Annotated in this window: 17 protein-coding genes; 4 read left to right on the top strand and 13 right to left on the bottom strand. The window is 56.1% G+C overall.

All coding sequences use genetic code 11. The annotated features are described in order from the left end of the window. Nucleotide 1: 1 nt before the first annotated feature. From odhB to sdhC, 6 genes are all read right to left on the bottom strand, one after another. The gene (gene odhB / locus ACE38U_RS15605; RefSeq protein WP_176982620.1) at nucleotides 2-1,228 is read right to left on the bottom strand and encodes a 2-oxoglutarate dehydrogenase complex dihydrolipoyllysine-residue succinyltransferase; all 1,227 of its coding nucleotides are present in this window, start codon (nucleotides 1,226-1,228) and stop codon (nucleotides 2-4) included. A 15-nt stretch (nucleotides 1,229-1,243) separates the two neighbouring features. Further along, complete coding sequence (gene sucA / locus ACE38U_RS15600) at nucleotides 1,244-4,051, bottom strand: 2-oxoglutarate dehydrogenase E1 component (protein WP_375530091.1); 2,808 nt, start codon at nucleotides 4,049-4,051, stop codon at nucleotides 1,244-1,246. A gap of 254 nt (nucleotides 4,052-4,305) precedes the next feature. Beyond that, nucleotides 4,306-5,022, bottom strand: a complete 717-nt coding sequence (locus ACE38U_RS15595; protein WP_375530090.1) for a succinate dehydrogenase iron-sulfur subunit — start codon at nucleotides 5,020-5,022, stop codon at nucleotides 4,306-4,308. A 15-nt stretch (nucleotides 5,023-5,037) separates the two neighbouring features. Continuing rightward, nucleotides 5,038-6,804 (bottom strand): succinate dehydrogenase flavoprotein subunit, encoded by a 1,767-nt coding sequence (gene sdhA / locus ACE38U_RS15590; RefSeq protein WP_375530089.1) that lies wholly within the window; start codon nucleotides 6,802-6,804, stop codon nucleotides 5,038-5,040. Then, nucleotides 6,804-7,151, bottom strand: a complete 348-nt coding sequence (sdhD, locus tag ACE38U_RS15585; protein ID WP_038474592.1) for a succinate dehydrogenase membrane anchor subunit — start codon at nucleotides 7,149-7,151, stop codon at nucleotides 6,804-6,806. The genes sdhA and sdhD overlap by 1 nt, the downstream gene beginning before the upstream one ends. After that, nucleotides 7,145-7,549 carry a succinate dehydrogenase cytochrome b556 subunit gene (gene sdhC / locus ACE38U_RS15580; protein WP_038474595.1) on the bottom strand — a complete coding sequence of 135 codons (405 nt, stop codon included), beginning with the start codon at nucleotides 7,547-7,549 and terminating at the stop codon, nucleotides 7,145-7,147. The genes sdhD and sdhC overlap by 7 nt, the downstream gene beginning before the upstream one ends. A 645-nt stretch (nucleotides 7,550-8,194) precedes the next feature. Between sdhC and ACE38U_RS15575 the strand changes: the two genes are divergently transcribed. Next, nucleotides 8,195-9,481 carry a citrate synthase gene (locus tag ACE38U_RS15575; protein WP_038474598.1) on the top strand — a complete coding sequence of 429 codons (1,287 nt, stop codon included), beginning with the start codon at nucleotides 8,195-8,197 and terminating at the stop codon, nucleotides 9,479-9,481. 46 nt (nucleotides 9,482-9,527) lie between these two features. Here ACE38U_RS15575 and nei read toward each other — a convergent pair whose 3' ends face one another. The 7 genes from nei to ACE38U_RS15540 all read right to left on the bottom strand — a co-directional run bounded on the left by nei (nucleotide 9,528) and on the right by ACE38U_RS15540 (nucleotide 15,368). Beyond that, nucleotides 9,528-10,319 carry an endonuclease VIII gene (nei, locus tag ACE38U_RS15570; protein WP_038474601.1) on the bottom strand — a complete coding sequence of 264 codons (792 nt, stop codon included), beginning with the start codon at nucleotides 10,317-10,319 and terminating at the stop codon, nucleotides 9,528-9,530. Nucleotides 10,320-10,337: 18 nt separating this feature from the next. Then, on the bottom strand, nucleotides 10,338-11,270 hold the full coding sequence (pxpC, locus tag ACE38U_RS15565) for a 5-oxoprolinase subunit PxpC (RefSeq protein ID WP_375530088.1): 933 nt from the start codon (nucleotides 11,268-11,270) through the stop codon (nucleotides 10,338-10,340). Then, the gene (pxpB, locus tag ACE38U_RS15560; protein WP_375530087.1) at nucleotides 11,264-11,920 is read right to left on the bottom strand and encodes a 5-oxoprolinase subunit PxpB; all 657 of its coding nucleotides are present in this window, start codon (nucleotides 11,918-11,920) and stop codon (nucleotides 11,264-11,266) included. The genes pxpC and pxpB overlap by 7 nt, the downstream gene beginning before the upstream one ends. Before the next feature lie 13 nt (nucleotides 11,921-11,933). Then, nucleotides 11,934-12,677 carry a type 2 GTP cyclohydrolase I gene (locus tag ACE38U_RS15555; protein ID WP_176982623.1) on the bottom strand — a complete coding sequence of 248 codons (744 nt, stop codon included), beginning with the start codon at nucleotides 12,675-12,677 and terminating at the stop codon, nucleotides 11,934-11,936. 15 nt (nucleotides 12,678-12,692) lie between these two features. After that, entirely contained in the window at nucleotides 12,693-14,102 is a 1,410-nt protein-coding gene (phrB, locus tag ACE38U_RS15550; RefSeq protein WP_375530086.1) for a deoxyribodipyrimidine photo-lyase, read from the bottom strand. Between the two features lie 12 nt (nucleotides 14,103-14,114). Continuing rightward, on the bottom strand, nucleotides 14,115-15,071 hold the full coding sequence (locus ACE38U_RS15545; protein ID WP_375530085.1) for a YbgA family protein: 957 nt from the start codon (nucleotides 15,069-15,071) through the stop codon (nucleotides 14,115-14,117). Between the two features lie 90 nt (nucleotides 15,072-15,161). Further along, the gene (locus ACE38U_RS15540) at nucleotides 15,162-15,368 is read right to left on the bottom strand and encodes a YbfA family protein (protein ID WP_038474616.1); all 207 of its coding nucleotides are present in this window, start codon (nucleotides 15,366-15,368) and stop codon (nucleotides 15,162-15,164) included. Between the two features lie 312 nt (nucleotides 15,369-15,680). Between ACE38U_RS15540 and kdpF the strand changes: the two genes are divergently transcribed. The 3 genes from kdpF to kdpB are packed head-to-tail and all read left to right on the top strand — an operon-like array spanning nucleotide 15,681 to nucleotide 19,517. Further along, nucleotides 15,681-15,770, top strand: a complete 90-nt coding sequence (gene kdpF / locus ACE38U_RS15535; RefSeq protein ID WP_008456132.1) for a K(+)-transporting ATPase subunit F — start codon at nucleotides 15,681-15,683, stop codon at nucleotides 15,768-15,770. Continuing rightward, entirely contained in the window at nucleotides 15,770-17,455 is a 1,686-nt protein-coding gene (gene kdpA / locus ACE38U_RS15530; RefSeq protein WP_176982615.1) for a potassium-transporting ATPase subunit KdpA, read from the top strand. The genes kdpF and kdpA overlap by 1 nt, the downstream gene beginning before the upstream one ends. Nucleotides 17,456-17,468: 13 nt before the next feature. Further along, a complete protein-coding gene (gene kdpB, locus ACE38U_RS15525; RefSeq protein ID WP_176982614.1) occupies nucleotides 17,469-19,517 on the top strand; it encodes a potassium-transporting ATPase subunit KdpB in 2,049 nt (682 codons plus the stop codon). Nucleotides 19,518-19,524: the final 7 nt, after the last annotated feature.

Below are 19,524 nucleotides of genomic sequence, written 5' to 3'. Positions count from 1 at the left end.
ACTACACGTCCAGCAGCAGACGAGTTGGATCTTCCAGCAGCTCTTTAATAGCGACCAGGTAACCCACGGACTCGCGGCCATCGATCAGACGGTGATCGTAGGAGAGCGCCAGGTACATCATCGGCAGGATCTCTACTTTACCGTCAACCGCCATTGGGCGGTCTTTGATGGCGTGCATGCCCAGAATCGCGCTCTGCGGTGGGTTGATGATTGGCGTAGACATCAGGGAACCGAAGACGCCGCCGTTGGTGATGGTGAAGTTACCGCCGGTCAGCTCTTCTACGGTCAGCTTGCCGTCACGGCCTTTCACCGCCAGCTCTTTGATGCGTTTTTCGATGTCAGCCATACCCAGGGTATCAACATCTTTCAGCACTGGAGTCACCAGACCACGCGGGGTAGAAACCGCGATGCTAACGTCGAAGTAGTTGTGGTAAACCACGTCTTCACCGTCGATGGAAGCGTTCACTTCCGGATAGCGTTTCAGCGCTTCAACTACGGCTTTAATATAGAAGGACATGAAGCCCAGACGCACGCCGTGACGTTTTTCAAACGCTTCACCGTACTGCTTACGCAGTTCCATGATTGGCTTCATGTTCACTTCGTTGAAGGTTGTGAGCATGGCGGTGGAGTTTTTCGCTTCCAGCAGACGCTCGGCCACGCGCTTACGCAGGCGGGTCATCGGCACGCGTTTTTCGCTGCGGCCAGCCAGTGGAGCAACCGGCGCCTGAGAAGCCTCTGCGGCTTTCGCCTGTGCAGGCTGTTTCGTTTTTGCTTCGCTCAGGTGTTTTTCAACGTCTTCGCGAGTGATACGGCCACCCACGCCGCTGCCTTTGATAGCGCTGGCGTCGAGGTCATTTTCTGCGATCAGACGGCGGATAGCCGGGCTGAGGGCATCGTTATTCTGCTCTTCCAGAGAAGCCTGCTGACGCTGAGCCGGGGTAGACTCTTTGCTGTCAGACTTGACGGAGGTTTCTTTCCCGCCGCTGTTGCCTTCACGCAGGCGACCCAGAATCTGACGAGAAGTCACGGTCGTGCCTTCGTCTTCCAGTACCGCATCCAGAATGCCGTCCGCAGAGGCCGGGACTTCCAGCACCACTTTGTCAGTTTCGATTTCAACCAGCACTTCGTCACGTTTGACGCTGTCGCCCGGTTTTTTATGCCAGGTTGCCACTGTCGCGTCGGCTACGGACTCAGGCAGGTCAGGAACTAGAATATCTACGCTACTCATTATTTATCCTTTAATTTATTCGACGTTCAGCGCGTCATTAACCAGATCTTGCTGCTGCTTCTGGTGAACGGACATATACCCTACCGCCGGAGAGGCGGAGGCCGGGCGACCTGCATAACGCAGGGCAGACCCAAACGGAATCACTTCGCGGAGGTGGTGTTGGCTGCAGTACCAGGCGCCCTGGTTCAGCGGCTCTTCCTGGCACCAGACAAAATCATGCACGTGAGCGAACGGTTTCAGCGCTTCCTGTACCGCCTGATGCGGGAACGGATAGAGCTGCTCGATACGCACAATCGCCACATCCTTCTGGTCGTTTTTACGACGCTGCTCAAGCAGGTCGTAGTAAACCTTACCGGAACACAGTACTACACGCTTCACGCCTTTAGGATCCAGTTCGTCAATCTCACCAATTGCCGGCTGGAAAGTGCCGTTGGCCAGTTCGTCGAGGCTGGAAACCGCCAGCGGATGGCGCAGCAGAGATTTCGGTGACATCACTACCAGCGGACGGCGCATCCCGCGCAGCGCCTGACGACGCAGCATGTGATAAACCTGAGCCGGCGTAGACGGGACACAAACCTGCATGTTCTGCTCGGCGCACAGCTGGAGGTAACGCTCCAGACGCGCGGAGGAGTGCTCCGGCCCCTGACCTTCATAGCCGTGCGGCAGCAGCATCACCAGGCCACACATACGGCCCCATTTCTGCTCGCCGGAGCTGATGAACTGGTCAATCACGACCTGAGCACCGTTAGCGAAGTCGCCGAACTGGGCTTCCCAAATGGTCAGCGTACGTGGTTCTGCCGTGGCGTAACCGTATTCAAAGGCCAACACCGCTTCTTCAGACAGTACGGAATCCCAGACTTTGAAGATGCCCTGGCTGTTATGCACGTGCGCCAGCGGCGTATAGGTAGAACCGTTGCTCTGGTTATGGATAACCGCATGACGGTGGAAGAAGGTACCGCGCCCCGCATCTTCACCGGACAGACGGACGGACACGCCCTCGTCTACCAGCGTGGCGTAAGCCAGGTTCTCCGCTGCGCCCCAGTCGAACAGCTTGTTACCGCTCGCCATTTCCTGACGATCGCCGTAAATCTTAGCCACGCGAGACTGCATCTCTACGGCTTCCGGCACGGTGCTGATGCGCTTAGCCAGTTCCTGCACGCGCTTCATCTCAACCTTGTTCGGGTAGCTTTCGTCCCACTCGTGGTTGAGGTACGGCGACCAGGTAAAGGAGTGCATGTTCATCGGACGCCATTCGTTGACGACGCATTCGCCGGCATCCAGCGCATCGCGGTACAGATTCACCATTTCGGTGGCATCTTCCAGCGTGGCCAGCTTGTCCTGCTCCAGCTTGTCGGCGTAAATCTTACGTGGGGTCGGATGTTTTTTGATTTTCTGGTACATCACAGGCTGAGTTGCGCTTGGCTCATCAGCTTCGTTATGACCGTGGCGACGGTAGCAAACCAGGTCGATAAACACGTCGCGTTTGAAGGTATTACGGAAATCCAGCGCCAGACGAGTCACGAAGGCAACCGCTTCCGGGTCGTCCGCATTCACGTGGAAAATCGGCGCCATCACCATCTTACCGATATCGGTACAGTACGGCGTGGAGCGAGCATCCAGCGGGTTAGAGGTGGTGAAACCAATCTGGTTGTTGATAACGATACGTACGGTACCGCCCACTTCGTAGCCACGCGCTTTAGACATGTTCAGGGTTTCCTGAACCACGCCCTGCCCGGCTACGGCGGCATCACCGTGGATGGTGATCGGCAGAACCTGATTGCTGCCTGGCTTATCCAGACGATCCAGGCGCGCACGTACGGAACCGATAACCACCGGGCTAACGATTTCAAGGTGAGACGGGTTAAACGCCAGCGCCAGGTGAACCAGGCCGCCTTCGGTTTCCACGTCGGAAGAGAAGCCCATGTGGTACTTCACGTCACCGGTGCCGAGGTGCTCTTTATGTTTACCGGCAAATTCGTCGAACAGATCCTGCGGTTTTTTACCCAGAACGTTGATCAGCACGTTAAGACGACCGCGGTGCGCCATACCCAGCACCACTTCGCGCGTGCCGCTCTTACCGGCATGGCGAATCATCTCTTTGAGCATCGGAACCAGCGCGTCGCCGCCTTCCAGCGAGAAGCGTTTCGCCCCGGGGAATTTGGCACCCAGGTAACGTTCCAGACCTTCTGCTGCAGTCAACTCGCTCAGGAAGCGTTTTTTCTCTTCCGGCGTAAAGGTTGACTGGCCCACCACAGATTCAATGCGCTGCTGGATCCAGCGTTTCTCTTCTGTGTTGGTAATGTGCATGTATTCGGCGCCAATAGAGCCGCCGTAGGTTTGTTGCAGAGCGTCAATCAGATCCGCAAGCTTCATGGTTTCTTTGCCGCCGGCAAAAGACCCCACGTTAAAGCTCTGCTGCAGATCCTCATCCGTCAGGTTGTGGAAAGCCGGATCCAGATCGGGAACGGATTCTTGCTTCCACAGGCCAAGCGGATCGAGGTTTGCTGCCTGATGCCCGCGGAAACGCCAGGCGTTGATCAGCTGCAGAACCTTAACTTGCTTAACGTCAGTGTCAGGATCGGTGATTGCGGTGGAGTAACGTGAGGCATCCTTCGCCAGACGACGGAAATAATCACGCGTTTTTGAATGGAATTGATCCGGTCTCGCTCCGGTGCCAGCTAACTGCTGGAACATGCTGCGCCAGTGCGCATCAACAGAGTCAGGATCGGTTAAGAAGTCTTCATAGAGCTGCTCTATGTAGGACTGGTTTGCGCCCGCCAGCCAGGAAGAGTCCAGCCAGGGCTTCATCGCGCCGTTCTGCATCGTGATCCCTTAAGCAAATTTATGCTTATTTCGCCGTGGATAACTATAACGCACACCGTAGGGTATACAGGTATACGTTCCAGGGTTCACTTTCTTCGAGCCTGTTGCCGTGGAGGGCGGCCCGCGAAGGAACCTTTAAAAACTGTCTCTATACAAGATTTGTAGGGCAGTTTTTAAAGATTTCCTGCAATCCGTTCCCTCTCCCCTGTGGGGAGAGGGTCAGGGCGAGGGGAACAGCACTCCCCTCTTATTACTTAAGCGCTTTTCTGCAACAGCATCGACTTGATATGGCCGATAGCTTTCGTCGGGTTCAGCCCCTTAGGACAAACACTGACGCAGTTCATAATGCTGTGACAGCGGAATACGCTGAAAGCATCGCTCAGGCCGTCCAGACGCGCGTCCGTTTCGGTGTCGCGGCTGTCGATCAGGAAACGATACGCCGCCAACAAACCGGCTGGGCCGATAAACTTGTCCGGGTTCCACCAGAACGATGGGCAGGAGGTCGAGCAGCAGGCGCAAAGAATACACTCGTACAGACCATCCAGTTTTTCACGCTGCTCCGGCGACTGTAAATGCTCGCGAGCGGGTGGATTTTGCCCATTATTCAACAAGTAAGGCTTAATCTTCTCATATTGAGTATAGAATTGCCCCATGTCCACCACCAAATCGCGGATCACCGGCAGGCCGGGCAGAGGACGGATGACTATCTTCTGTTTTCCGTTGCCGAGCGCCGAGATTGGCGTGATACAGGCCAGGCCGTTTTTGCCGTTCATGTTCAGGCCGTCAGAGCCACAAACGCCCTCGCGGCAGGAACGACGGAACGACAGGCTTGGATCCTTTTCCTTCAGCTGCATAAGTGCATCCAGCAGCATCATGTCACGACCTTCTTCCGCTTCCAGGATGTAATCCTGCATACGCGGCGCGTCGTCTACGTCCGGGTTATAACGATAAACTGAGAATTCGAGTTTCATTGTCCTGTCTCCGCATTAATAAGTACGAATCTTCGGCGGGAACGCCGGACGCAGTTTCGGTTCCATGTTGACGCTACGACGCGTCATGGACTCCGACTCTGGCAGATACAGGGAATGGCACAGCCAGTTTTCGTCATCACGATCCGGGAAGTCGAAGCGGCTATGCGCGCCACGGCTCTCGGTACGGAAGTTTGCCGACACCGCGGTGGCGTAGGCGGTTTCCATCAGGTTATCCAGCTCCAGACACTCAACGCGCTGGGTGTTGAACTCGCTGGAAGTGTCGTCCAGACGAGCATTTTTCAGACGCTCGCGGATCGCTTTCAGCTGCTCAAGACCTTTGGCCATGGCGTCACCTTCACGGAATACTGAGAAGTTGTGCTGCATGCATTCCTGAAGCGCTTTACGGATTTCCACCGGATCTTCACCATTACGGTTGCCGTTCCAGCGGTTTAGGCGCTCAAGGGACGCGTCGATTTCGGCTTCGGTTGCATCAGCCAGGTCGCCCTGCTCGGCAATGGATTCCTGCAGATGCAGGCCGACAGCACGACCGAACACCACCAGGTCAAGCAGGGAGTTGCCGCCCAGACGGTTCGCACCGTGCACGGAAACACACGCGATTTCGCCCACGGCGAACAGGCCAGGGATAACAACATCTTCGCCCTGCTCGTTCACGGTCAGCGCCTGACCGGTCACTCTGGTCGGAATGCCGCCCATCATGTAGTGGCAGGTTGGGATAACAGGAATCGGCTCTTTCACCGGATCTACGTGGGCGAAGGTACGGGACAGTTCCAGGATACCCGGCAGGCGGGATTCCAGCACTTCTTTACCCAGGTGATCCAGTTTCAGCTTAGCGTGTGGCCCCCACGGGCCATCACAGCCACGGCCTTCGCGGATTTCGATCATGATGGAACGCGCCACCACGTCACGACCCGCCAGGTCTTTCGCATTCGGGGCATAACGCTCCATGAAGCGTTCGCCGTGTTTGTTCAGCAGGTAACCGCCTTCACCACGGCAGCCTTCTGTGACCAGAACCCCCGCCCCGGCGATACCGGTTGGGTGGAACTGCCACATCTCCATATCCTGCACCGGCACGCCAGCGCGGATAGCCATGCCCACGCCGTCACCGGTATTAATGTGGGCGTTGGTGGTGGACTGATAAATACGGCCTGCACCGCCGGTTGCCAGCACGGTCGCGCGGGCTTTGAAGTAAACCACTTCCCCGGTTTCGATGCACAGCGCGGTACAGCCCACAACGGCGCCGTCGGCGTTTTTAACCAGATCCAGCGCATACCACTCGGAGAAGATGGTGGTGTGGTTTTTCAGGTTCTGCTGATACAAGGTGTGCAGCAGCGCGTGGCCGGTACGGTCAGCCGCTGCGGCAGTACGTGCCGCCTGCTCGCCGCCGAAGTCTTTTGACTGGCCGCCGAACGGGCGTTGATAGATGGTGCCGTTTTCCAGACGGGAGAAAGGCAGGCCCATGTGGTCCAGCTCCAGAATCGCTTCCGGGCCGGTTTTACACATATATTCAATGGCGTCCTGGTCACCGATATAGTCGGAACCTTTTACCGTGTCGTACATGTGCCATTCCCAGTTATCTTCATGGGTATTACCGAGCGCAACGGTGATGCCACCCTGCGCGGATACGGTATGGGAACGGGTTGGGAACACTTTAGAAAGCAGCGCACAGGTCTGGCCGCTCTGGGAAATCTGTAGCGCTGCGCGCATACCTGCGCCACCAGCACCAATCACTACAGCATCAAATTCTCTGACTGGCAGTTTCATTACACACCCCACACCACAACGAATCCATAAATGACGTAAACCAACAGCGCGACAACAATCAGCAGCTGTAAAGGAAGGCGAATCGCCAGCGGTTTAACGTAGTCGGTCAACACCTGCCACATGCCAATCCAGGCATGGATCAAAATAGAGAACAGTGCCAGCAGGGTGAAAACTTTGGTGAAGGCAGAGGCAAAGAAGCCGTGCCAGACGTCATAGGTCAGCTCGCTGGTGAAAGCGAAGAAGCCAATCATGTAGATGATGTACAGGGTTAATACGATGGCGGTAGCGCGAACCAGCACATAATCGTGCACGCCATTGCGACCCAATGCGGAGGCATTGCTTACCATACGAGGACTCCTGCAAGAATTGAAAGCACGACGGTAATAACAAAGGAGATATGTGCGGATCGTTTGCCCGCTACAAGGGTCTCTTCCAGATAGCCAAAGTCCATCAGCAGATGGCGGACACCCACCACGACGTGATAGGCCAGAGCCGTCAGAATGCCCCACATTATAAATTTAACGATAAAGCTGCTCATCACGGCGGAAGCGGTGATAAAACCTTCCGGAGATGAGAGTGATAATCCCAGCAACCAAAGCAGAATGCCGACCGCCACAAATGTGATCACGCCGGAAACGCGGTGGAGGATGGAAGCGATTGCAGTGACGGGGAACCGGATCGTTTTCAGGTCCAGATTGACAGGTCGTTGTTTTTTCACGTTTCTTATCATGAATAGCGCCCACATGCTCTTCTTATTGTTTCCTTCCTCCGGATCTGCATTCGGGGTCAGACAGCGCTAACTTTCTATAACTGTGCGTCATGCAAAAAACAGCTACATCCAGAGGCCAGAGATCTGGCTACAACGCTGGGTGGCTCCCGGTAGCAGGGTGTTCCGGAGACCTGGCGGCAGTATAGGCTCTTCACAAAATCATTACAATTAACCCACATAATGTTTGAAGGGTTTTGCTCGGAACAGTGAGCAGGATCACGATAACAACATTATTTTAAATTTTAATCATCTGATTTGACAAAAGTTAAACATTCTTGTTACAAACAGGGCCCGAAAAGCCGTATAATTCGCAAAAGTTATAGGGTCAGCCTTTCACCTGAGTAATAGTTATGTAACAGTGGATGGGTATTGACCCGAGAGATCAGGACAGTTATTAGTGATATACAGGTTTGAATGATACTGATTGCTAAGACGCTGATTTGCTGTAGTTTCGCCCTCAAAGCGAGTGTTACCTGCAAGCGCCCATCGCTCTGTACCCTGGTTGTACTCCTCTAAACAGAGCCGCGAGCCAATTAAAAAACTGGTAACCAACCATTGTGGGTTCGAATGCAAATTGGACGCCTGGCAGTCTTATGAAATAAGGCGCTAAGGAGACCGTAAATGGCTGATACTAAAGCAAACCTCACCCTAAATGGTGACGATGCTCTCGAACTTGATGTGCTAAAGGGCACGCTAGGTCAGGATGTAATTGATATCCGTAGTCTTGGTTCTAAAGGTGTATTTACTTTTGACCCAGGTTTCACCTCTACCGCATCCTGCGAGTCCAAAATCACTTATATCGACGGTGACGAAGGCATTCTTTTGCACCGCGGCTTCCCGATTGACCAACTGGCAACCGAATCCAGCTATCTGGAAGTGTGCTACATCCTGCTGAACGGCGAAAAGCCGACGCAGGAACAGTTCGAAGAATTCAAAACCACCGTGACCCGCCACACCATGATTCATGAGCAGATTACCCGTCTGTTCCACGGCTTCCGTCGCGACTCGCATCCGATGGCCGTGCTGTGCGGTGTAACCGGTGCTCTGGCGGCCTTCTACCACGACTCACTCGACGTGAATAACCCACGCCACCGTGAAATCGCGGCATTCCGCCTGCTCTCTAAAATGCCGACCGTAGCAGCTATGTGTTACAAGTATTCGATTGGTCAGCCTTTCGTTTACCCGCGCAACGACCTCTCCTACTCGGCTAACTTCCTGAACATGATGTTCTCCACGCCGTGCGAAGAGTACAAAGTTAACCCGATTCTGGAACGCGCAATGGACAGGATCCTGATCCTGCACGCTGACCACGAACAGAATGCTTCTACCTCCACCGTGCGTACCGCAGGCTCCTCCGGCGCTAACCCGTTTGCGTGTATCGCTGCGGGCATCGCTTCCCTGTGGGGACCGGCTCACGGCGGCGCCAACGAAGCTGCGCTGAAAATGCTGGAAGAGATCAGCACCGTGGAGCACATTCCGGAATTTATCCGTCGCGCCAAAGACAAAAACGACTCGTTCCGCCTGATGGGCTTCGGCCACCGCGTGTACAAAAACTACGACCCGCGTGCCACCGTGATGCGTGAAACCTGTCACGAAGTGCTGAAAGAGCTGAACCTGAAGGACAACAACCTGCTGGAAGTGGCGATGGAGCTGGAACACATCGCGCTGAACGACCCGTACTTCATCGAGAAGAAACTCTACCCGAACGTAGACTTCTACTCCGGCATCATCCTGAAGGCGATGGGCATTCCATCCTCCATGTTTACCGTTATCTTCGCGATGGCGCGTACCGTGGGCTGGATTGCACACTGGAACGAAATGCACGACGACGGCATCAAAATTGCCCGTCCACGTCAGCTGTATACCGGCTACGACAAACGTGATTTCAAATCGGATCTCAAAAAGTAATTTTTCCGCTTTCTGAGTAAAAAACGCGCCTTATGGCGCGTTTTTTTTATTTCTGACAGACGGGGCACCAGTAAAACGGCCTCGAAGAGAGCATCGTTTTTTCAATTATCTCTCCGCAGCGCTCGCACGGTTCACCGGCCCGATGAAACACCCTGAAGCTAAAGATTGCGCCGTGATGTTTATTTTCATCCACCTGCCCTCGCGTCTGATAAGAAAGACGAGGCACAGCCAGCAAAGCCCCGGCGAAACGCTCAACCTGCTCTTCGCTTAAATCCTCAGCGCGGTGCTGAGGCGCAAGCTCTGCCTCCCAAAGGATCTCCACCCGAAGATAGTTGCCCAGCCCGGCCAAAAACGCCTGATCTAACAGCAGGCCGCTGAACTGCCTGCGGCGAAACTTCGGCGATAACAAACGCTCTTTGACCTGCCCCACCGTCAGCGTCTCGTCCAGCACATCTGGCCCTACACGCTGCAGGAAAGGATGCTGCTCAAGCTGTTTCTGCTCCAGCATTTCAATGTCTGAGGCACTGTACAGCAAAATGGCTTTTTCGGCCGTTTGTAGTTTAACCCTTAACACTCGCTTCGTTTCTGGCTGTTTATCAGCCTCAACCACCCGCCAGACGCCGTATAGTTGGTTATGACTGTACAACGTTAAGCCATTAGAAAAATGGGTCAGCATTGCCTTGCCGCGGGTTTCAATCCGCTCGATAGTCTTGCCCTTGAGCATAGCCTCGAACGGCTTTAGCTCTTCAAAAGCAAACCAGGCTTCGGTTAACGGCTCGCCGCCCACGGCGGCTTCAAGTTTGTCCGCCGCGCGGCGGATTTCCGGTCCTTCCGGCATACTCAACTCCCTGAAACGTTATTCTTCCTGCGCCAGTTGCCAGGCAATCTGCTCGAGATAAATGGCCTGCTCACGGCGCGCCTTTAGCGCCTCTTCCAGCGAACACGGCACAAAATGAATAGGCTCCCCTAGCCTGACCTGAGCCAGATGGTAAAGATCGGCCTCGATAACGCAGGCAATGCGAGGATAGCCGCCGGTTGTCTGCGCATCGTTCATCAGGACTATTGGCTGGCCGTTATGCGGCACCTGAATGACGCCGGGCAACAGGCCGTGGGACAGCATTTCCCGCTGGGTAGTTCGCTCCAGCTCCGGCCCCTGTAGCCGATAGCCCATCCGGTTACTCTGCGGGCTGATTTGCCAGGCCAGCCGCCAGAGGCTCTCCTGCGCAGACTTGCTGAATTCCTGATATTCCGGTCCGGCCAGGGCGCGAATACGGTTGCCCCACAGCAGCTGTTTTACGCCCCGTGAACGCTGAAATTTGTGCTGAGATTTCCGTAAAGGAATCTGGTCGCCATCACGCAACAGGCGTCCGTCATGGCCGCCAATACCGGCTTTCAGGTCGGTGCTGTAAGAGCCCATTACCTCGGGGACATCTAAGCCACCGTCAACGGCGAGATAGCTGCGCATACCGTGCGAAGGTTTTTTTAACGTTAACCTTTGCCCTTTTTTTACCGGCAGCCGCCAGCCTGTCCACACGACTTTGCCATCCAGATCCGCATGGCAACCTGCGCCAGTCAGCGCAAACCAGCCATCACGCCCAAACTCAATCACGCATTGCCCAAGAGTAAGCTCCAGCGCCGGTGTGTCGGGCGTATTCCCGACCAATAAATTGGCGACAGTAATCGCGGGCATATCCAGCGCGCCGCAGCGGCTGACGCCAAGCTGGCGAAACCCTTCACGCCCGGTATCCTGCACGCTGGTCTGTAGACCGGCGCGAATAATTTTCAGCATATGCCTTCCTTCTGCGGCACAAAACGCACGCTGTCTCCGGGCAACAATAAAGTGGGTGATGCGTTGTCAGGATTAAACAGGCTGAGCGGAGTGCGGCCGATAATTTGCCAGCCGCCCGGCGTCGCCAGCGGATAAATGCCGGTTTGGCTACCGCCGATGCCTACCGAACCCGCAGCGACCTCAAGCCGTGGCTCGGCGCGCCGGGGCGTCGCGAGGATGTCAGGTAACCCGCCCAGATAGGCAAATCCTGGCTGGAAGCCAAGGAAATAGACGATGTATTCAGCACTGGAATGCAGGGCAACCACCTGGGCGGGAGTGAGATCGTTCTGGCGAGCTACTGCGTCAAGATCGGGCCCGGCTTCACCGCCATAGACTACCGGGATCTCAATCCGGCGAGGCGTGGGTATTACCGCCTCACTTTCTTCCCACCAGCGCTGCAGCCACTCGATACCGTCCAGCGCCAGCCGCTGAGGATCTTTCAGCACAACGGTGATGTTATTCATGCCCGGAATGGCCTCGCTCACCTCATCAGAGGCATTCAGGCGATCCAACAGCCCCCAAATACGCTGCTGGCTGGCGAGCATGACGGGAGGCTCCAGTTCCAGAACCACCGCTTTTTCACCGAGTAAATAACAGCGAGCTCGTTGCACAGGCCCTCCAGAATCAGGCTGGGTTTGGGATATCGATAAAAATAACGTCGAGATCGGTTTCGCTGTTTAGCCAGTCGCTCAGCGCCTGGATACCGCCGCGTTCAGTGGCATGATGGCCAGCAGCGTAGAAGTGCAGCCCCTGCTCGCGGGCCGAATGAATCGTCTGCTCGGAAACCTCGCCGGTAATAAACGCATCCACGCCAAAACGTGCGGCGCTATCGATAAAGCCCTGTCCGCCGCCGGTACACCACGCCACGCGGCGAATCTGATCCGGGCCGGTATCGCCACACCACAGCGGCGTGCGGCCTAATCGCATTTCAATCCAGGAGGCAAGCTCAACGCCGGAAAGCGGCGTCGGGAATTCACCCCACGGCACCAGCGGCTCAACTTCCCCTTTTGTTTCAATGCCCAGCAGCGCACCCAACTGGGCGTTATTGCCCAACTGCGGATGGGCATCGAGCGGTAAATGCCAGCCGTAAAGATTGATATCGTTCGCCAGCAGCGTTTTAAGGCGATTACGCTTCATGCCGCGAATGACCGGTGATTCGTTTTTCCAGAAATAGCCATGGTGCACAATCACCGCGTCGGCCTGCTGACGCACGGCTTCATCCAGCAGCGCCTGGCTGGCGGTGACGCCGGTAACAATCTTGCGGATCTCTGCCCGGCCTTCAACCTGCAGGCCATTGGGGGCGTAATCGCTCATCGCCGCGCTGTTCAGCTTTTCATTAATCAGGCGTTCCAGTTCACTGTTTTTCATCATTATTCTCTTCAGTTATTTTCTTGCTGCCTCGTAGGCCGCAAGAGTATTCAGTCGGGCCTGCTTATGGTCAACAATCGGGCGCGGGTAGTCCAGCGTTTGCTTTTGTTTATCAGCCCAGGCCCATGGGGAATGGATTTGCTTGCCGGGAACCGCTTTCAGCTCCGGCAGCCACTGGCGAATAAAGTCGCCGTCCGCGTCGAAGCGTTCGCCCTGGGTTGTGGGGTTAAAAATACGAAAATAGGGCGCGGCGTCGGTACCGGTGGAAGCAGCCCACTGCCAGCCGCCGTTGTTAGCCGCCAGGTCGCCGTCAATCAGCTGAGACATAAAGTAGCGCTCGCCCTGCCGCCAGTCGATCAGCAAATCCTTTACCAGGAAACTCGCCACAACCATGCGTAAGCGGTTATGCATCCAGCCCGTTTGGTTGAGCTGGCGCATCGCCGCATCGACAATCGGGTAGCCGGTTTTACCCTGCTGCCAGGCTTCAAGCAGCGCATCATCCCCGCGCCAGCGAACCTTATCGGTCCAGGCGATAAACGGGCGATGACGGCAAAGCTTCGGGTAAGCGACCATCAGATGGCGGTAAAATTCGCGCCAGATAAGTTCGTTGAGCCAGGTCGCTCCGGCTTCACCCTCCAGCGCTTTAGGCTGCTCTTTTAACAGGCGATGCAGGCACTGGCGTGGAGACAAAACGCCGGTTGCCAGATAAGGCGACAGGCGGCTGGTCCCTTCTATAGCAGGGAAATCTCGCTGCTCCGGGTAGTCAGCCGCCGGCTGCCGGCAAAACTTACGTAGCATACCGATCGCCTCCTGCTCACCTACAGGGAAAATCTCGTGGTCAAATTTTTCAAGCGGCACATCGAACGCAAACTGTTCGTTGAATGGAACCTCTCCCCGAGTTTTAGGCGCCGGCACGCACTCCGGTAGTCCTTCCTGCAAACGCCGAATAAACGCCTTGCTGAAAGGAGTAAACACTTTATACATCTCGTGGTTACCGGTCGTAACGCTGCCCGGCGCCAGCAGCAGGCTGTCATCAAAACCTTGCACGGTCACGTCGACATCAAGCGCTTTTTCTAAGGCGGCGTCACGGGCACGCTCGTTGACTTCATACTGGTAGTTGTAAAAAAGAGCATCAACGTTTTGCTCAGCGCAAAACGCTTTTACGCACGCAACCGATGCGGCGAAATCCGCGACCTGCCTGATATGAAGTTCAATCCCACGCCCGGCAAGCGCATGGCCCAACGCCTGCACATGCTCAAAGATGAATTCAGCCTGCTTCGGGGCCATAACATGCTGACGCCACTGCTCGGGCGTAACAACAAATACCCCGATGACTTTTGCATCGGGGTTGCGGCAGGCGGCGTGTAAGGCGTAGTTATCGTGAACACGAAGATCGTTGCGAAACCAGACCAGATGGGTGGTCATAACTCTCCTGATTTAGTTGCCGTACCGCAGGCGTAGCGCTTCGGGATACGGTTCAAAGTAGCGTTGTTGATCGAGATAACGGTCCGGGTATTCTGCCATATAGTGTTTCAGCAGGGTGATCGGCGCGAGTAAAGGCTGCGTGCCCTGGCGGTAGCGGGCAATGAGCTCAGACAGTTCCTGCCGCTGGCGCGCATTCAGCTGTCGACGGAAATAACCCTGCACGTGCATCAAAACGTTGGTGTGGTTGCGGCGCGTGGCCTGATGCTGCATTAAGGCCATCAGGCGCTGGCGATACTCAACGAAGAACGCCTCCAGCGAAGCCCAATCCTCAATGGACGCCACAAAGCGCCCAAGCTCGCGGTATTCAGGCTGAGAATGAGCCAGCAGCAGAAGCTTATAGCGGCTGTGGAAGGCGATGAGTTTGCCCCGCGTTAATCCACTTTTGCGCAGCTGGTTCAGCTCAAACAGCGTGTAAATGCGCTCGACGAAATTCTCGCGGATAGCCGGATCGCATAGGCGCCCATCTTCTTCAACAGGCAGCCACGGAAGCTGACGCTGAAGCTCGGCGGTAAACACGCCGGTGCCGCTTTTACGGTTATTTTTACTCTCTTCGTCATAGACCCGGACTCGTTCCATCCCGCAGCTCGGCGATTTCGCACAAACAATGTAGCCGCAGAGGTGCTCAAGCCCGCTGACATGGCGTGAGGAAAACGCCTGCATCGTGGCGGTAAAGTCGCCTTCGCTTTGGTTACTTAAACGCAGGGCAAGCTCGCCATCGTTCAGCTTCACCAGCCTGAGCGCGGGGCGAGGCGTCGGCAGACCAATGGCCATTTCGGGGCAAACCGGTTCAAACCGCACCCAGGGTGCCAGCTCGTTAACGGCAAAGGCCAGCTTCTTGTGGCCGCCGTCAAAGCGGACATTCTCCCCCAGCAGGCAGGCGCTGATACCAATCGGAATAGTGTCGTTCATTGTCTGCTCCTCAGTTGTTAACTAAGTGTAGCAAGACGCGGGCAACAAAAAAGCTACCCGGAGGTAGCTTTCGTCAAATCGATTCAGCTTTTAGTAAAAATCGAAGGCGCCGGCTTCTGATTGCGCCATCCATACCGGCTTGTCGCTGGTTTTGGACCACACGCGATGCAGATAGCTGTAAAAGCGTGCGCGATCTTTCCAGAACAGCATCACCGGCAGCGCCAGCACGCCCGCCGCGACTGCAAATGCGCGACGCAGGATGACCTGATGCGCAGGGTATTCTTTATATAAAGACATAGGCTTCTCCTCATAATGTGTGACCGACACCGCATGTCGGAAAATCGAAACTTGTTATCTGGTCAAAATACTATCTCATTACGTGAAAGTTTACTACTCATCCGACCAGATAATTGTGCTTTTTTGTGCGCTATTTATCACTGCACGCGTAATTAAGTTACAAAATGGTTAAATAAATACTAACCATTAGTTAACCAATGGCTTTTCCATTTTTATACTTTTTTTACACCCCGCCCCCGGACTTTTACGACATCTTTTCACCCGAAATCCTATTCTGCCGCGAAATGCTTAACGCACCGTTGGAGGTGGATTGTGAGTGCAGGCGTCATAACCGGCATCGTGCTGGTCTTCTTGCTGTTGGGTTACCTGGTTTATGCCCTGATTAAAGCGGAGGCTTTTTAATGGCTGCGTCCGGATTTTTACTGATCGCCAGCTTCCTGCTGGTGCTCTTCGCCCTTGCGAAACCGCTGGGAGCGGTGCTTGCCCGCCTGATCGAAGGTGAACCTCTGCCTGTGGTCGGCCGCATAGAACCTCTTCTGTGGTCGCTGATTGGCAGTAAAGGCGAAGAGATGGGCTGGAAGCGCTACCTGATGGCGATTCTGGCATTTAACGTTTTCGGGCTGCTGTTTCTTTTCGCGATCCTGATGTTCCAGGGCAGCCTGCCGCTCAACCCTCAGCAGCTGCCGGGGCTTTCGTGGCATCTGGCGCTGAATACGGCAGTAAGCTTCGTGTCCAACACCGACTGGCAGTCCTACGGCGGTGAGACCACGCTGAGCTACTTCAGCCAGATGGTTGGCCTGACGGTGCAGAACTTCGTTTCAGCGGCGACCGGTATTGCGGTGGTGTTTGCGCTGATCCGCGGCTTCTCTCGCCATTCCGCCAGCACGCTGGGCAACGCGTGGGTCGATTTAACCCGCGTTACGTTCTATATCCTGCTGCCTGTCGCCCTGCTGATGGCGCTGTTCTTTATTAGCCAGGGCTCGCTGCAAAACTTTGCCGACTACCAGCCTTACACCACGATTGAAGGCGTTCAGCACGTGCTGCCGATGGGGCCTGTCGCCTCTCAGGAAGCCATTAAAATGCTGGGTACCAACGGCGGTGGCTTCTTTAACGCCAACTCGTCTCACCCCTTTGAGAACCCCACTGCGCTGACCAACTTCGTGCAAATGCTCTCCATCTTCCTGATCCCGGCAGCCCTTTGCTTCGCCTTTGGTGAAGCCGTAGGCGACCGCCGTCAGGGACGTGCTCTGCTCTGGGCAATGACCATTATCTTCGTGGTCTGCGTGGTGGTAGTGATGTGGGCCGAGCTGCAGGGTAACCCGCACTTCACCCAGTTGGGCGCAAACAGCAGCATCAATATGGAAGGGAAAGAGAGCCGCTTCGGCATTCTGAACAGCAGCCTGTTCGCGGTGATTACCACCGCCGCATCCTGCGGGGCAGTTAACGCGATGCATGACTCCTTTACCGCATTGGGCGGCATGGTGCCAATGTGGCTGATGCAGATTGGTGAAGTGGTGTTCGGCGGCGTGGGCGCGGGCCTGTACGGCATGCTGCTGTTCGTGCTGCTGGCGGTGTTCATCGCCGGGCTGATGATTGGCCGTACGCCAGAATATCTGGGTAAGAAAATCGACGTGCCGGAAATGAAGATGACTTCGCTGGCCATCCTTATCACGCCTGCCCTGGTACTGATCGGCACCGCGCTGGCGTTGATGACCGACGCAGGCCGCAGCGGGATAGCTAACCCAGGTATTCACGGGTTCAGCGAAGTGCTGTACGCCGTTTCTTCTGCCGCCAACAACAACGGCAGCGCCTTCGCAGGCTTGAGCACCAACACGCCGTTCTGGAACGTGCTGCTGGCCGTGTGCATGTGGTTTGGTCGCTTCGGGGTGATTATCCCGGTGATGGCGATTGCCGGTTCACTGGCCGCGAAAAAATCCCAGGCCGTCAGCATCGGTACGCTGCCTACTCACGGCCCGCTGTTTATCGGTTTACTGATTGGGACAGTGCTGCTGGTTGGCGCCCTGACCTTTATCCCCGCCCTCGCTTTAGGCCCGGTTGCGGAACACCTTTCTCTGGTTAATTTCTGATTACGAGGCTTCCATGAGTCGCAAGCAACAGGCGCTGTTTGAACCTGGTCTGATCCGTCAGGCGCTAATTGATTCTTTTAAAAAGCTCGCACCCCAGGTGCAGTGGCGCAACCCGGTGATGTTTATCGTCTGGGTAGGGAGCATCATCACTACCCTGCTCGGGATAGCGATGATCACCGGCCTGCAGCAGGGTGACGCCCTCTTTACGCTCGCCATCAGCCTGTGGCTGTGGTTTACCGTGCTGTTCGCCAACTTCGCGGAAGCGCTGGCGGAAGGCCGTAGCAAAGCCCAGGCCAACAGCCTGAAAGGGGTGAAAAAAACCAGCTGGGCGCGCAAACTGCGCAGCCCGCAGCACGATGCCCAGGTTGACCATGTTCCGGCAGCCGACCTGCGTAAAGGTGACGTCGTGCTGGTGGAAGCCGGGGATATCATCCCCTGCGATGGCGAGGTCCTTGAAGGTGGCGCGTCGGTAGATGAAAGCGCCATTACCGGGGAATCAGCACCGGTTATTCGTGAGTCCGGCGGCGACTTTGCCTCGGTGACCGGCGGGACGCGCATTCTGTCCGACTGGCTGGTTATTCAGTGCAGCGTCAACCCGGGGGAAACCTTCCTCGACCGCATGATTGCCATGGTTGAAAGCGCCCAGCGTCGTAAAACGCCGAACGAAATCGCCCTGACTATCCTGCTGGTAGCGCTGACCATCGTACTGCTGCTGGCGACCGCTACCCTGTGGCCGTTCTCCGCCTACGGCGGCCAGGCGGCAAGCGTGACCGTGCTGGTTGCCCTGCTGGTCTGCCTGATCCCAACCACCATCGGCGGCCTGCTTTCCGCCATCGGCGTTGCCGGGATGAGCCGCATGCTGGGCGCGAACGTTATCGCCACCAGCGGCCGTGCGGTAGAAGCTGCCGGGGATATCGACGTCCTGCTGCTGGACAAAACCGGTACCATTACGCTCGGTAACCGTCAGGCTTCTGCCTTCCTGCCTGCGCCTGGCGTGGATGAAAAAGAGCTGGCCGACGCGGCTCAACTGGCCTCGCTGGCGGATGAAACCCCGGAAGGCCGCAGCATCGTGGTACTGGCAAAACAGCGCTTTAACCTGCGCGAACGCGACGTGCAAAGCCTGCAGGCGACGTTCGTGCCGTTTACCGCCCAAACCCGCATGAGCGGCATCAACATTCAGGACCGCATGATCCGTAAAGGTTCCGTGGACGCCATCCGTCGCCATGTGGAGGTGAACAACGGCCACTTCCCGGCGCAGGTCGACACGCTGGTTGAAGGCGTAGCTCGTCAGGGCGGCACGCCGCTGGTGGTTGCCGAAGGGGCCAACGTGCTGGGCGTGATTGCGCTGAAAGACATCGTTAAAGGCGGCATTAAAGAGCGTTTCGCGCAGCTGCGCCAGATGGGCATCAAAACGGTAATGATCACCGGGGATAACCGCCTGACCGCCGCTGCCATTGCCGCCGAAGCCGGGGTAGATGACTTCCTCTCAGAAGCCACGCCGGAAGCCAAACTGGCGCTGATTCGTCAGTATCAGGCCGAAGGCCGACTGGTCGCCATGACCGGCGACGGTACCAACGATGCCCCTGCGCTGGCACAGGCAGACGTTGCGGTAGCGATGAACTCCGGGACTCAGGCGGCGAAAGAGGCCGGCAACATGGTGGACCTGGACTCTAACCCGACCAAGCTGATTGAAGTGGTGCACATCGGGAAGCAAATGCTGATGACGCGCGGGTCGCTGACCACCTTCAGTATCGCCAACGACGTGGCGAAATACTTCGCCATTATCCCGGCGGCGTTTGCGGTGACCTATCCGCAGCTTAACGCGCTGAACGTGATGCACCTGCACTCCCCTGCTTCGGCCATTCTGAGTGCGGTCATTTTTAACGCGCTGATCATCATCTGCCTGATCCCGCTGGCCCTGAAAGGCATCAGCTACAAGCCGCTGAGCGCCGCGGCAATGCTGCGCCGCAACCTGTGGATTTATGGTCTGGGCGGTATCGTCGTGCCGTTTATTGGTATCAAAGTGATTGACGTGATCCTGACCGTGCTCGGTCTGGTCTAAGAGGAAA

Origin of the sequence: Cedecea selenatireducens (assembly GCF_042138895.1) — a bacterium.
GTDB classification, from domain to species: Bacteria; Pseudomonadota; Gammaproteobacteria; order Enterobacterales; family Enterobacteriaceae; genus Cedecea; species Cedecea selenatireducens.
Note: the sequence above shows the minus strand (reverse complement) of the source record. Positions and strands in the feature narration are given on the sequence as shown.

Coding starts and splice junctions, on each gene's coding strand:
- phrB (WP_375530086.1), bottom strand. CDS start 14,102: ATGACCACCCATCTGGTCTGGTTTCGCAACGATCTTCGTGTTCACGAT.
- ACE38U_RS15555 (WP_176982623.1), bottom strand. CDS start 12,677: ATGAAAAACAGTGAACTGGAACGCCTGATTAATGAAAAGCTGAACAGC.
- sucA (WP_375530091.1), bottom strand. CDS start 4,051: ATGCAGAACGGCGCGATGAAGCCCTGGCTGGACTCTTCCTGGCTGGCG.
- pxpC (WP_375530088.1), bottom strand. CDS start 11,270: ATGCTGAAAATTATTCGCGCCGGTCTACAGACCAGCGTGCAGGATACC.
- nei (WP_038474601.1), bottom strand. CDS start 10,319: ATGCCGGAAGGACCGGAAATCCGCCGCGCGGCGGACAAACTTGAAGCC.
- kdpB (WP_176982614.1), top strand. CDS start 17,469: ATGAGTCGCAAGCAACAGGCGCTGTTTGAACCTGGTCTGATCCGTCAG.
- ACE38U_RS15545 (WP_375530085.1), bottom strand. CDS start 15,071: ATGAACGACACTATTCCGATTGGTATCAGCGCCTGCCTGCTGGGGGAG.
- ACE38U_RS15575 (WP_038474598.1), top strand. CDS start 8,195: ATGGCTGATACTAAAGCAAACCTCACCCTAAATGGTGACGATGCTCTC.
- sdhC (WP_038474595.1), bottom strand. CDS start 7,549: ATGTGGGCGCTATTCATGATAAGAAACGTGAAAAAACAACGACCTGTC.
- kdpA (WP_176982615.1), top strand. CDS start 15,770: ATGGCTGCGTCCGGATTTTTACTGATCGCCAGCTTCCTGCTGGTGCTC.
- sdhD (WP_038474592.1), bottom strand. CDS start 7,151: ATGGTAAGCAATGCCTCCGCATTGGGTCGCAATGGCGTGCACGATTAT.
- sdhA (WP_375530089.1), bottom strand. CDS start 6,804: ATGAAACTGCCAGTCAGAGAATTTGATGCTGTAGTGATTGGTGCTGGT.
- ACE38U_RS15595 (WP_375530090.1), bottom strand. CDS start 5,022: ATGAAACTCGAATTCTCAGTTTATCGTTATAACCCGGACGTAGACGAC.
- ACE38U_RS15540 (WP_038474616.1), bottom strand. CDS start 15,368: ATGTCTTTATATAAAGAATACCCTGCGCATCAGGTCATCCTGCGTCGC.
- odhB (WP_176982620.1), bottom strand. CDS start 1,228: ATGAGTAGCGTAGATATTCTAGTTCCTGACCTGCCTGAGTCCGTAGCC.